12 protein-coding genes are annotated in these 12,373 nt (G+C 50.8%); 11 read left to right on the top strand and 1 reads right to left on the bottom strand.

The window, feature by feature from the left end; all coding sequences use genetic code 11:
* Positions 1-14 precede the first annotated feature (14 nt).
* The 10 genes from nuoG (at position 15) to ACT53C_RS08470 (ending at position 10,987) form a co-directional block, all read left to right on the top strand.
* Positions 15-2,447, top strand: a complete 2,433-nt coding sequence (gene nuoG / locus ACT53C_RS08425; RefSeq protein ID WP_275355801.1) for an NADH-quinone oxidoreductase subunit NuoG — start codon at positions 15-17, stop codon at positions 2,445-2,447.
* Between the two features lies 1 nt (position 2,448).
* The gene (gene nuoH / locus ACT53C_RS08430) at positions 2,449-3,477 is read left to right on the top strand and encodes an NADH-quinone oxidoreductase subunit NuoH (RefSeq protein WP_194748171.1); all 1,029 of its coding nucleotides are present in this window, start codon (positions 2,449-2,451) and stop codon (positions 3,475-3,477) included.
* 39 nt (positions 3,478-3,516) lie between these two features.
* Entirely contained in the window at positions 3,517-4,008 is a 492-nt protein-coding gene (gene nuoI / locus ACT53C_RS08435; protein ID WP_228518756.1) for an NADH-quinone oxidoreductase subunit NuoI, read from the top strand.
* Between the two features lie 19 nt (positions 4,009-4,027).
* Positions 4,028-4,651, top strand: coding sequence for an NADH-quinone oxidoreductase subunit J (locus tag ACT53C_RS08440; RefSeq protein WP_476145541.1), 624 nt, complete (start codon positions 4,028-4,030; stop codon positions 4,649-4,651).
* Between the two features lie 2 nt (positions 4,652-4,653).
* Positions 4,654-4,959, top strand: a complete 306-nt coding sequence (gene nuoK / locus ACT53C_RS08445) for an NADH-quinone oxidoreductase subunit NuoK (protein ID WP_194748169.1) — start codon at positions 4,654-4,656, stop codon at positions 4,957-4,959.
* A gap of 5 nt (positions 4,960-4,964) precedes the next feature.
* The gene (gene nuoL, locus ACT53C_RS08450; RefSeq protein WP_476145542.1) at positions 4,965-7,052 is read left to right on the top strand and encodes an NADH-quinone oxidoreductase subunit L; all 2,088 of its coding nucleotides are present in this window, start codon (positions 4,965-4,967) and stop codon (positions 7,050-7,052) included.
* Positions 7,052-8,560, top strand: a complete 1,509-nt coding sequence (locus ACT53C_RS08455; RefSeq protein WP_194748167.1) for an NADH-quinone oxidoreductase subunit M — start codon at positions 7,052-7,054, stop codon at positions 8,558-8,560. Before nuoL ends, ACT53C_RS08455 begins: the two co-directional genes overlap by 1 nt.
* A 17-nt stretch (positions 8,561-8,577) precedes the next feature.
* Positions 8,578-10,023, top strand: a complete 1,446-nt coding sequence (gene nuoN / locus ACT53C_RS08460) for an NADH-quinone oxidoreductase subunit NuoN (protein WP_275355794.1) — start codon at positions 8,578-8,580, stop codon at positions 10,021-10,023.
* Position 10,024: 1 nt separating this feature from the next.
* Entirely contained in the window at positions 10,025-10,306 is a 282-nt protein-coding gene (locus ACT53C_RS08465) for a DUF2818 family protein (protein ID WP_338654736.1), read from the top strand.
* Positions 10,307-10,453: 147 nt separating this feature from the next.
* Positions 10,454-10,987: a phosphatase PAP2 family protein gene (locus tag ACT53C_RS08470; protein ID WP_313988330.1), complete on the top strand. Its 534-nt coding sequence runs from the start codon at positions 10,454-10,456 to the stop codon at positions 10,985-10,987.
* Positions 10,988-11,062: 75 nt separating this feature from the next.
* Here the strand turns inward: ACT53C_RS08470 and ACT53C_RS08475 are convergent, their stop codons facing one another.
* Complete coding sequence (locus tag ACT53C_RS08475; RefSeq protein ID WP_194748163.1) at positions 11,063-11,317, bottom strand: DUF2798 domain-containing protein; 255 nt, start codon at positions 11,315-11,317, stop codon at positions 11,063-11,065.
* A gap of 118 nt (positions 11,318-11,435) precedes the next feature.
* Here ACT53C_RS08475 and ACT53C_RS08480 point away from each other — a divergent pair, with 118 nt between their 5' ends.
* Positions 11,436-12,362 (top strand): LysR family transcriptional regulator, encoded by a 927-nt coding sequence (locus ACT53C_RS08480; RefSeq protein ID WP_476145543.1) that lies wholly within the window; start codon positions 11,436-11,438, stop codon positions 12,360-12,362.
* The last annotated feature ends 11 nt before the right edge of the window (positions 12,363-12,373 follow it).

A 12,373-nucleotide genomic window follows, 5' to 3' on the forward strand; every position in this document is an offset into this window, starting at 1 on the left:
TTAACGGTAATCACATGCTAAACATCGAAATTGACGGCAAACCTCTAGAAGTCGAACATGGCAGCACCATTATTGATGCGGCCGATGCGGCAGGGATCGCCATCCCGCGTTTTTGTTACCACAAAAAGCTGTCGGTGGCCGCCAACTGTCGTATGTGTCTGGTGCAGGTAGAAAAATTCAATAAGCCATTGCCTGCCTGTGCCACCCCGGTGGCGGACGGCATGAAGATTTACACCCGCAGTAAGTCTGCCGTGGAAGCCCAGCAAAGCGTGATGGAGTTTTTGCTGATTAACCACCCTCTGGATTGCCCAATTTGCGACCAGGGCGGTGAATGTGACTTGCAGGATATTGCCGTCGCTTATGGCGCTTCTGGCTCACGCTATACCGAAGAAAAGCGAGTGGTCTTCAATAAAAACATTGGTCCGCTGGTCAGCACTGACATGACCCGTTGCATCCAGTGTACCCGCTGTGTGCGCTTCCTGAAAGAAGTGGGGGGCATGCAGGAGCTAGGCTTGGTCAATCGTGGCGAGCATGCCGAGATTACCGCTTATGTTGACCAGTCTGTGAACTCTGAGCTCAGCGGCAATATTATTGATTTGTGCCCGGTGGGCGCGCTGACCAGCAAGCCTTTCCGTTACTCTGCACGCAGCTGGGAGCTGGTGCGCAGACCTTCGATTGCGCCGCACGATGGCTTGGGTTCGCACATTGAAGTCCACGTCAAAGATCATAAAGTCATGCGTGTGTTACCGCGTGAAAAAGAGTCGATTAACGAGTGCTGGCTGTCTGACCGTGACCGTTTCTCCTACGAGGGCTTGAACAGTCCGGACCGCCTCAAGGTACCCATGATCAAGCACAACGGGCAATGGCAGGAAACTGACTGGAAAACAGCCATTGAGTTTGCAGCGGGTCAGCTCAAAGACATTACCAAACAATATGGCGGTGATGCCTTGGGCGTGCTGGTTTCTCCGAATAGCACCATGGAAGAAGGCTATCTGATCAAGCAGCTGGCAGATGGCCTGGGCTGTGGCAACGTGGATTACCGCCTGCGTCAGACAGACTTCCGCCTGGATGGCAAACGTACCGGCACCCCATGGATGGGCTGCAATATTCAGGAAATCGAAGAGCTGGATCGCATCCTGCTGATTGGTTCGAATATCCGCAATGAACATCCTTTGCTGGCACAACGTATCCGCAAAGCCGTTTCCAGAGGGGCTGAATTATGTATTGTCAGCCCGCTCGATAACGATCCATTGATGGACATTGCACATAAAGTCATTGTGCGCCCGAACGACATGGTGAATGTGTTGGGTCAGATCCTCAAAGCCATGTCTGGCTTGCAAAAACTGTCGCTATGCTTGCCACCCACACTGAACAAGTTACTCGAAGAAATCCAGGTACGTCCCAATACGCAAAAAATTGCAGAGTGCCTGGCGGGTATCAGCGACGACTTGATCCTGATTGCACCCAAGGTTGGTATTTTTCTAGGCAATATGGCCTTGAGTGATCCCCGTTTTACCGAGATGTACAGTATGGCTGAAGCCATTGGCGGCATCAGCGGTGCGAAAGGCGGTATTTTACCGCCAGCGGCAAACAGCACCGGCATGCATTTGATGGGTGTCATGCCTACAGCCACTGGCATGCACGCGCGCGCCATGCTGGAAGTCCCACGCAAAGCATATCTATTGCTCAATATCGAGCCTGAGCTGGATTGTCAGCATGCCGCACTGGCAGCCGATGCCATCGCAAAAGCAGAGTGCGTGATTGCCTTGACGGCGTACAAGTCTGCAGCACTCGACAACGCCGATATCCTGCTACCGATCACGCCGTTCACCGAGACCTCAGGCAGCTTTATGAGCATGGAAGGGCGTGTACAGAGCTTCCAGGCCGTGACGCGTCCTCTCGGCGAAGCGCGCCCAGGCTGGAAAGTCCTGCGTGTGCTGGCAAATACGCTGGACTTGCCTGGCTTTGAATACAACAGTTCCGACGAAGTGAAAAATGCCATCTTTAATGGTGAGAAGCCCTCGGCCGTGGTCTGGCGCAGTCTCAACAACAACCTCAAAGAGCTGGTAGAAATTCAGGTGAATATCAAGAAACAAGGCCTGCAGCGAATTGGTGAAGTGCCACAATACGAGTCTGACCCGATCGTGCGCCGTTCTGCGCCCCTGCAAAAAACCAAATACAACATCCGTCCGATGGCGCGGATGCATGCTGACCAATTGGCAGAGCTTGGCTTGCAAGATGGCGACATCGTTGTCGCCCGTCAGGATAAAGGCAGTGCTGTGCTTAAAGCGCGTCTGGATAACCACGTTGCCAAAGGCTGTGTGCGTGTGGCTGCAGCGCATCCACTCACTGCGGGTCTGGGCGATTTGATGGGGGACATCACCATTGAAAAAGCGTCTGCCGAACAAGTGGCAATTTACGAAAAACAACTGACCGAGATGGCATAACATGCATTTCTTTGCTGAATTATTTGGTTCCTACTGGACAGACGTACAACTGGTCGTGTGGACACTGATTAAAATTGTGGCGATTGTGCTGCCATTGATGATAGGCGTTGCCTACCTCACACTGGCCGAGCGTAAAGTGATTGGTTACATGCAGGTGCGTATCGGTCCCAACCGTGTGGGCTACTGGGGTTTGTTGCAACCATTGGCAGATGGCCTCAAATTGCTGTTTAAAGAAATTATCCTGCCGACTGCGTCTAATAAAGCATTGTTTTTTATTGGCCCAGTACTGGCAATTGCTCCGGCGTTTGCAGCTTGGGCCGTGGTGCCTTTTGATGCCACACTGGTATTGGCCAATGTCGATGCAGGTTTACTCTATATACTGGCGATGACTTCGGTGGCTGTTTACGGCGTGATTATCGCCGGGTGGGCCTCTAACTCAAAATATGCGTTTCTGGGTTCCCTGCGTTCCGCAGCACAAATTGTCTCGTATGAGATTGCCATGGGTTTTACACTGGTCGGTGTCTTGATGTGTGCCAACTCACTGAATTTGGGCAAGATCGTGATGGGACAAGAAGGAGGCTTCTGGCACTGGTATTTTCTGCCGTTGTTCCCGCTGTTTGTCGTCTATTTTATTAGTGCGGTGGCTGAAACCAACCGTGCACCGTTTGACGTCGCCGAAGGTGAATCTGAAATCGTGGCAGGTTTCCATGTGGAGTACTCTGGCATGGCCTTTGCGGTGTTCTTCCTGGCTGAGTATGCCAATATGATGCTGGTGTCCATGCTGGCCGCATTGATGTTCTTGGGCGGTTGGTTATCCCCGGTGCCGTTCTTGCCAGACAGTATTGTATGGTTGCTGGCAAAAGTCGCTTTCCTGTTGTTCCTGTTCTTGTGGTTCCGCGCTACCTTTCCACGTTATCGCTATGACCAGATCATGCGTTTGGGTTGGAAAGTATTTATTCCCATCACGCTGGTCTGGATTATTGTGGTCGGTGGCATGATGCAAACCCAGTGGGCTTATTTATTCCACTAACTGGACAATCGCACGGACAACGTATTTGGAAACCTTACCATGTTGAACGCAATTAAAAATACATTAGGCAGTTTGATGTTATGGGAGATGCTTAAAGGCATGGCCCTGACCGGACGCTATTTCTTCGCCAAGAAAATTACTATTCAATACCCGGAAGAACGTACACCGCAGTCCAACCGTTTTCGTGGCTTGCACGCGTTGCGTCGCTACCCTAACGGTGAAGAGCGCTGCATTGCCTGCAAGCTGTGTGAAGCAGTCTGTCCGGCGATGGCGATTACGATTGAATCCGAGCAGCGTGATGATGGCACCCGCCGTACCACGCGTTATGACATTGACCTGACCAAGTGCATTTTTTGCGGTTTTTGTGAAGAATCCTGCCCAGTGGATAGCATCGTGGAAACACGGATTTTTGACTACCACGGCGAGCAGCGCGGCGACCTGCTGTATACAAAAAAAATGTTGCTCGAAGTAGGTGACAAATACGAGGCGCAAATTGCAGCAGACCGCGCCCAGGATAAAGCTTATCGATAAGCGCGGACAGGAATCCTAAATGTTATTTACCGATATTGTTTTTTATGTGCTGGCAGCGATTCTGCTGTTCTCTGGCATCCGCGTGATTACTACGCGTAACCCCGTGCATGCTGCACTGTTTCTGGTGCTGGCATTTTTTACGGCGGCAGGCATCTGGTTGTTGCTTGAAGCTGAGTTTCTCGCCATTGCCCTGATTCTGGTGTACGTGGGGGCGGTGATGGTGCTGTTCCTGTTTGTGGTGATGCTGCTGGACATCAATATCGACAAATTGCGTGAAGGCTTCTGGTCTAACCTGCCATTGGCGTTGACCTTTGGCGTGGTCATGATGGCCGAAATGGTGATGGTGCTTTCCGCCAAAAACCTCAATCCAAGTCAGGCGGTGTCTGCACCGGCAGGCTTCAGTAATACGGCTGCGTTGGGCAAGGTATTGTATACCGACTACTTGCTGCCGTTTGAACTAGCGGCGGTCGTGTTGCTGGTGGCGATGATTGCCGCCATTGTGTTGACCTTGCGCGAGCGTAAAGACAACAAATCCATGAATCCGGCCGAGCAGGTCAAAGTGAAGCGTAACGACAGATTGCGTATTATCTCTATGCCTGCTGAAGTTGAAGTGCCAGCACCGTCTGCAGAGGAGAGTAAATAATCATGGTCGGTTTGTCTCACTACCTGATTTTGGGGGCGCTGATGTTTGCCATCAGTGTGATTGGCATATTCCTCAACCGCAAAAACGTCATTATTTTGCTCATGGCAATTGAATTGATGTTGTTGGCCGTTAACCTGAATTTTGTGGCTTTTTCGCATTACCTCAATGATATTGGTGGTCAGGTATTCGTCTTTTTCATCTTGACGGTGGCTGCGGCGGAGTCTGCAATTGGTCTCGCGATTCTGGTCGTATTGTTCCGCAACCTGCGTACCATCAACGTCGATGATCTGGATCAATTAAAAGGTTAAGCGTGATGACAATAAAACAAATCCTGATCTTGATTCCGATGTTGCCTTTGCTGGCTGCGGCCGCTGTTGGCCTCTTCAGGAATTACTTACCGCGCTGGGCCGCACATGTGTTGACCATCGCTGGCGTCGGCGCGGCATTCGCCTTGTCTGCCTACATTTTTAACCAGACCCTGAATGGCTTCACGCTCAACGAAGCGGTGTATACCTGGCTCAATTCCGGTGACGTGCATTTTGAAGTGGGCTTCCTGATTGATAACCTGAGTGCCATGATGATGGTCGTGGTGACTTTTGTGTCACTTATGGTGCATATTTATACCATCGGCTATATGGAAGAAGATCCAGGCTATAGCCGCTTCTTCAGCTACATTTCGCTGTTTACCTTCTCCATGCTGATGCTGGTCATGAGCAACAACTTCATGCAGTTGTTCTTTGGCTGGGAGGCGGTCGGTCTGGTGTCTTACCTGCTGATTGGTTTCTGGTTTACACGTCCCACCGCCATTTACGCCAATTTGAAAGCCTTTCTGGTTAACCGGGTAGGGGACTTCGGCTTCCTGTTGGGTATAGGCATGGTGCTGTATTACTTTGGTAGCCTGGATTACGCCACCGTTTTTCAGCGCGCCCCTGAGTTTGCCAATACACAAGTTAATTTGATTGGTAGTTGCAACTGGTCCCTGATGACAGTCACTTGCCTGTTATTGTTTGTTGGCGCCATGGGTAAATCTGCACAAGTTCCGCTGCATGTCTGGCTGCCAGACTCCATGGAAGGTCCAACGCCAATTTCTGCGCTGATTCACGCTGCCACTATGGTGACTGCGGGTATCTTTATGGTGGCACGCATGTCACCTTTATATGAATTGTCTACCACGGCCTTGTCGACCGTGATGGTGATTGGCGCGATCACTGCACTGTTCATGGGCTTCCTGGGCATTATCCAGAACGATATCAAGCGCGTGGTGGCCTATTCGACCTTGTCGCAACTCGGGTATATGACTGTTGCATTGGGTGCATCAGCCTATTCTGTAGCCATTTTCCACCTGATGACCCATGCATTCTTTAAGGCGTTGTTATTCCTAGGTGCCGGTTCTGTGATTATGGGCATGCATCACGATCAGGATATCCGTAACATGGGTAACCTGAAAAAATACTTGCCGATTACCTGGATTACTTCGTTGGTTGGTTCCCTGGCCTTGATTGGTACGCCATTCTTTGCCGGTTTCTACTCCAAAGACAGCATTATCGAAGCGGTAGAGCTCTCTCACATCCCCGGCAGTGGCTTTGCCTACTTCTCTGTGATTGCCGGTGTGTTCGTGACTGCATTCTATTCTTTCCGTTTGTACTTTCTGGTATTCCACGGTGAAGAAAAGTGGCGCCATGCCAAACATGATGACCATGCACATGTCGCACAGGCAGACGCACACCATGACGACGCGCATCATGACGATCATGCACATGACGATCATGCACATGACGAAGAGCATCATCATGGCCTGGGACCAAACGATGATCCGCATGAGCCAGGCTGGGTCGTTACCTTGCCATTGGCGTTGCTGGCGATCCCCTCACTGGTGATTGGTTACATTGCACTGGAACCGATGCTGTACGGTGATTTCTTCAAAAATGTGATTTTTGTGAATCCTGAAGCGCATCCTGCCATGGAGCACCTCGCCCATCACTACCATGAGTTCATGCATAGTCCGGCAGGCATGGCGATTCATGGCTTTACCAGTCTGCCATTTTTCCTGGCGGCCTCCGGGGTGGCACTGTCATGGTTCTTCTATATGAAGCGTCCGGATATCCCTGCTGCAATCAAAGCCCGCTTTATCGTGATTTACAACATCCTTGAAAACAAATACGGTTTTGACAGCTTTAACGAGAAGTTTTTTGCCGGAGGTTCACGCTGTCTGGGCGGCTTGTTGTGGAAGTTTGGTGACATCACGTTGATTGATGGTGCCATGGTCAACGGCACCGCCAATACCATGGGCAAGATTGCTGCCAAAATACGCACGCTGCAATCCGGTTTAATTTATCACTACGCCTTTGCCATGATTATTGGCGTATTCCTTCTTATGACTTTCTTTATCAAAATTAACTAATGATGCAAGCCGACCTCACAAGTATTTCCTGGTTAAGTCTGGCCGTCTGGCTGCCGGTATTGTCTGGCGTGCTGGTGTTGTTGCTAGGCGGTGACCAAAAGGCCACATTGACTCGATGGCTGGCATTGGTAGGTAGCCTGGTCAGTTTTCTGGTGACTGTGCCGCTGTACACGCAGTTTGATATTCACGACGGCTTCTTCCAGTTTGAAGAGTTGCTGCCCTGGGTACCGGCCTTCAATATGCATTACCACCTGGGGGTGGACGGCTTTTCAATGCCTTTGGTGCTGTTAACCAGTTTTACCACGGTGATTGTGGTACTGGCAGGTTGGGAAGTGATTACCAAACATGTGGCACAGTACATGGCGGCCTTCCTGATCATGAGCGGGATCATGATTGGTGTGTTCACCGCGCTTGATGCGATTCTGTATTACGTCTTCTGGGAAGCGATGCTGATTCCGATGTTCCTGGTGATTGGCATCTGGGGCGGGCCTAACCGCGTCTACGCTACCATCAAGTTTTTCCTGTATACCTTGCTGGGCTCCTTGTTGATGCTGGTCGCTTTTATTTACCTGTATCACCAGACTGGCAGTTTCGAGTTGGCTGATTACTATTTATTACCGCTCAGCCTGCAAGCGCAAATATACATTTTCATTGCCTTCTTCATGGCGTTTGCGGTGAAAATCCCGATGTGGCCAGTGCATACCTGGTTGCCGGATGCGCACGTTGAAGCACCTACGGGTGGTTCTGTGGTGCTGGCGGCCATTGCACTGAAACTTGGCGGCTACAGCTTTCTGCGATTTGCCATGCCGATTGCTCCGGATGCAGCCCATTACTTCACTTCAGCCATGGTCGCGCTGTCGCTGATTGCAGTGGTCTACATCGCACTGGTCGCGCTGGTGCAAAAAGACATGAAGAAGCTGATTGCTTATTCTTCGATCTCGCACATGGGCTTTGTCACTTTGGGCTTCTTCATGTTTAGCCAGTTGGCGCTTGAGGGGGCCTTGGTGCAAATGATTTCACATGGCTTTATTTCTTCTGCGATGTTCCTGAGCGTAGGTGTGTTATACGACCGCGTCCATAGCCGTGAAATTTCCGCGTATGGTGGCGTGGTTAACAAGATGCCTGTGTTTGCCGCATTCGCTGTGTTGTTTGCCATGGCCAACAGTGGCTTGCCTGGCACCTCCGGCTTTGTGGGCGAGTTTATGGTGATTCTGGCCGCAGTCAAATTCAATTTCTGGGTGGCTTTCTTTGCCGCGACGACCTTGATATTTGGTGCAGCCTATACGCTGTGGATGACCAAGCGTGTGTTCTTTGGCAATGTGACGAATCATCACGTGGCCGAACTGAGCGACCTCAGCAAACGTGAGTTCCTGATCTTGGGTATTCTGGCCATCTTGGTGATTGGTTTCGGCGTCTATCCACAAGCACTGACCGAAGTGATGCAGGCAACCAGCACAGAGTTCCTGAAACATATGGCGATTTCCAAATTGCCCGTCACAGGCTATTAAAAGCAGGATTTTAAAAAATGGATAATATGCAATTTGACTTGCTCGCCCTGTTGCCGGAAATGGTTGTATTGGGCATGGCCATGTTTATTTTGTTGCTGGATTTGTTCATCCTGCCACAAAACCGCTTCATGATTTATGGATTAAGTCAGCTGACCTTGCTTGCGGCCGCCTTCCTGACTTTTAAAACACATACACCAGCGGTGGGCTTTGCCTTCTCGCATATGTTTATTGACGATACCTTGTCAGACGTCATCAAAATGATGATGTATCTGGGCACCTCGTTGATCCTGGTATATACGCGCAAATACCTGCAAGACCGTAACCTCTATCGTGGTGAGTTTTATGCCATGGTCCTGTTTGGCTTGCTCGGTATGATGATCATGGTGTCAGGCCACAACCTGCTGACCATTTATATGGGCCTGGAATTGCTGTCACTGTGCCTCTACTCTCTGGTAGCCTTTGATCGCGATAATCCAAGAGCGTCCGAGTCGGCCATGAAATACTTTGTGTTAGGTGCACTCGCTTCAGGGATGCTGCTATATGGCATGAGTATGCTGTATGGCATGACTGGCAGCCTGGATGTGAGTGATATTGCCAACAGCATTAGTCAGCAGCCCAAGAGCCCGGTGCTGATCATGGGCCTGGTGTTTCTGGTTGCCGGTATTGCCTTCAAGTTTGGCGCTGTCCCGTTCCAGATGTGGGTGCCCGATGTCTATCAGGGGTCGCCAACTCCGATGACACTGTTAATTGGCTCCGTGCCAAAATTGGCGGCTTATGCGATGACCGTGCGTCTGTTGGTGCAAGGCCTGCACCCGCTAGCCATGGACTGGCAGGATATGCTGATGTTAATGGCGGTGTTGTCCATCATCATCGGTAATTTTAGCGCGATTGTGCAGACCAACCTCAAGCGTATGTTGGCATATTCCACCATTTCGCATGTCGGTTTCATCCTGTTCGGCATGATGAGTGCCAATGCCAATGGTTTTGCTTCCAGCTTCTTTTACATCAGTGCCTACGTCCTGATGTCAATTGCCGGCTTCGGTATCATTCTGCTATTGAGCCGTCAGGGCTTTGAAGCCGAAGAGATCAATGATCTCAAAGGGCTTAACCAGCGCCATCCATGGTTTGCTTTCCTCATGTTGATCATTATGTTCAGCATGGCCGGTATCCCGCCTACCATTGGTTTTTATGCCAAATTCACCGTATTGCAGGCCGCCTGGCAAGCCGGGTTCACCTGGCAGGTGGTGTTTGCCGTGCTGATGGCGACCATTGGTGCGTTTTACTACCTCAACATCGTGCGTAAAATGTATTTCGATGCACCGGAAGACCATACACCGCTGTCCGCACCGATGGATATGCGCTTTATCCTCAGTGTGCATACCCTGGCGTTGCTGGGCTTGGGCTTGTTCCCTGAAATTCTATTAGGCGTCTGCGGGCATAGCTTGCTGATGAGTCTGCAATAAAATGGCTACCAAACTCATTTTTTTGTTGCTGATGTTGTTTTTGGCAAACCTGGCCTGGATTTCGGATAAGTGGCTGGGTTTGATCGGCAATATTCAGCAGCTATGGCAGCGTTTTGCCGCCATGTTGCCTGCCTACTTCATCACGCTGCTGATTGGCTACCTGGTTGAGCGTTATGTGATGGGACAAGTCTGGCCGCAAGGCTGGGAGTTTTACAGTGTCACGCTATGCCTGTTTCTTGTGTTGTCATTCCCGGGCTTTGTCTATCGGGTACTCTGGAAATAAAGCCTGCGTGAATGTACAGGGGCTCATCCTTGGCATAAGCACCCGTCATATTTAATTCATCAATCTTTCACGCTAATTTAAAGCATCCGGTTCAGACTAGGCTTACCCAACAAGCATAGTCGGGGGAAGCCCCGGAAAGGACCTGCGATGCTGAAACTACAACAAACACTGGGATGGGTGCAGTCGGTCGATAGCCGACTGTGTGTCAAAGTCAGCCATACCGGACAATATCGCCTGATACGCAACCTGTTTCGCGCCATTTCGCGTATGGGGGATGGCATGTTCTGGTATTTGCTCATGCTGGTGATTGCCATCAGCCAGGGCCAGCACGGGCTTTACGTCTGCCTGCATATGTTGACCGTAGGACTGAGCGGTACACTGGTCTATAAATGGTTAAAACATCGCACCAGCCGTCCACGACCCTTTCAAGTGCGTCAGGATGTCTTGTTGAGTGGCACACCGCTGGATTACTTCAGTTTTCCATCAGGGCATACCTTGCACGCGGTGGCGTTTGGCATGGTGGCCGTGCATTATTACCCGCAATTGTTTCCTGTCGTTTATCCGTTTGTCGTGTTAGTCGGCATCTCACGTGTGGTACTGGGTTTACATTATCCGAGTGATGTCTTGGCAGGGGGCTTGATTGGGTACACGCTGGTCGCTTTGTACGCGCCGCTGTTTTAATCGCCATACACATGCGTTAGCATGCGTAAAAACGGATACCTTGGTATCCGTTTTTGTTTGTGGCAGTTCACGCCATCAATGGGTTTCGACCAACTGATTCACCAAATGCATGACAATAGGCCGCACAATCAGCACACAACAGAAAGCGACAGGCATCGCGAGTGTATAAGCATGGATGACACGCGCCACATAACCGGCCTGTAAGCCACTGTTGGCAGCTACAATGACCATAGACATCAAAAAGGCCATGATGCCTGCCATAAAAAAGGCAAAGACATAAGGCGTAAATTGCTTGGGGATCTTGCGGAAAGTCGTTCTGGTTTGATTCATGGTGGTTCTCCTAATGTGTGCTGACACTATAAAACCTCACACAGTTGCCGGGTAGAGGCTTGAAGATTTAATCACTATAAAGTTAAACTATCGAATCAATCATGCTATTCGATAGTTTATGGATACCTTAAGAAGCATAGAAAGCTTTGTAAAAGCGGTACAGGCCGGCAGTATTGCGGCGGGTGCGCGGTTGCAAGGCATTACGGCGGCAGCGGCCAGCCAGAATATCCAGCGGCTGGAAAAGTCATTGGGGACGCGCTTGTTGATGCGAACCACACGCAAGCTGGCGCTGACAGAAAGTGGTGCGCTTTATTATGCAGAGGTCCAGCATCTGGTAGACGTGCTGGCCAGGGCACAATCGGCCATTACCGAGTTTCACGGGCAACCGCAGGGGCGCTTGCGGATTGGTTCCTCGGTGGCTTTTGGCCGTCATGTCTTAATGCCGTTGATCCCGGCATTTAGCCGCCGTTTTCCGCAAGTGTCTCTGGAGCTGATTCTGTCTGATCGTAGCCTGGATCATGTGGCAGAGGATATCGATATCAGCATCCGTTTCAAACAGCAGCTAGAGCCAGGACTGATTGCCAGGAAAATCGCGACCGTCCCCGTGCTATTTTGTGCTGCACCGGACTATCTGCAACGCAAAGGCCTGCCTCAGGCCCCAGAAGACTTATCGCAACATGATTGCCTGTTGTTCCGCATCCCGGTGGATGGACGCTTGTTGAACTGGAGTTTTAACCGCAATGGCATGTTATACGAGCCTGAAATCATCCCTAGCATCGTTTGCAATGATATCGACTCCCTTTTTCAACTTGCTTTGGCGGGGGCGGGAATTGCGCGCCTGGCCGCATTCGTCGTCAATCACGCGATTAAAAAGGGAACGCTGATCCCGCTGTTTCAGCCTTCCGCCCAACAGCCGGAGGCGATGGCAGCCGAGAGCGTCCCCTTAGAGTTTTATGCCTGTTATCGCGACAAGTACGCCATGACCAACAAGGTACGCGCATTTATGGATTATCTGGTGAGCGCGATCCCGCAGTCTTGGGAATGAGGCCCAATGCG

The organism is Methylophilus sp. DMC14 (assembly GCF_056314085.1).

Coding starts and splice junctions, on each gene's coding strand:
- nuoG (WP_275355801.1), top strand. CDS start 15: ATGCTAAACATCGAAATTGACGGCAAACCTCTAGAAGTCGAACATGGC.
- nuoH (WP_194748171.1), top strand. CDS start 2,449: ATGCATTTCTTTGCTGAATTATTTGGTTCCTACTGGACAGACGTACAA.
- nuoI (WP_228518756.1), top strand. CDS start 3,517: ATGTTGAACGCAATTAAAAATACATTAGGCAGTTTGATGTTATGGGAG.
- ACT53C_RS08440 (WP_476145541.1), top strand. CDS start 4,028: ATGTTATTTACCGATATTGTTTTTTATGTGCTGGCAGCGATTCTGCTG.
- nuoK (WP_194748169.1), top strand. CDS start 4,654: ATGGTCGGTTTGTCTCACTACCTGATTTTGGGGGCGCTGATGTTTGCC.
- nuoL (WP_476145542.1), top strand. CDS start 4,965: ATGACAATAAAACAAATCCTGATCTTGATTCCGATGTTGCCTTTGCTG.
- ACT53C_RS08455 (WP_194748167.1), top strand. CDS start 7,052: ATGATGCAAGCCGACCTCACAAGTATTTCCTGGTTAAGTCTGGCCGTC.
- nuoN (WP_275355794.1), top strand. CDS start 8,578: ATGGATAATATGCAATTTGACTTGCTCGCCCTGTTGCCGGAAATGGTT.
- ACT53C_RS08465 (WP_338654736.1), top strand. CDS start 10,025: ATGGCTACCAAACTCATTTTTTTGTTGCTGATGTTGTTTTTGGCAAAC.
- ACT53C_RS08470 (WP_313988330.1), top strand. CDS start 10,454: ATGCTGAAACTACAACAAACACTGGGATGGGTGCAGTCGGTCGATAGC.
- ACT53C_RS08475 (WP_194748163.1), bottom strand. CDS start 11,317: ATGAATCAAACCAGAACGACTTTCCGCAAGATCCCCAAGCAATTTACG.
- ACT53C_RS08480 (WP_476145543.1), top strand. CDS start 11,436: ATGGATACCTTAAGAAGCATAGAAAGCTTTGTAAAAGCGGTACAGGCC.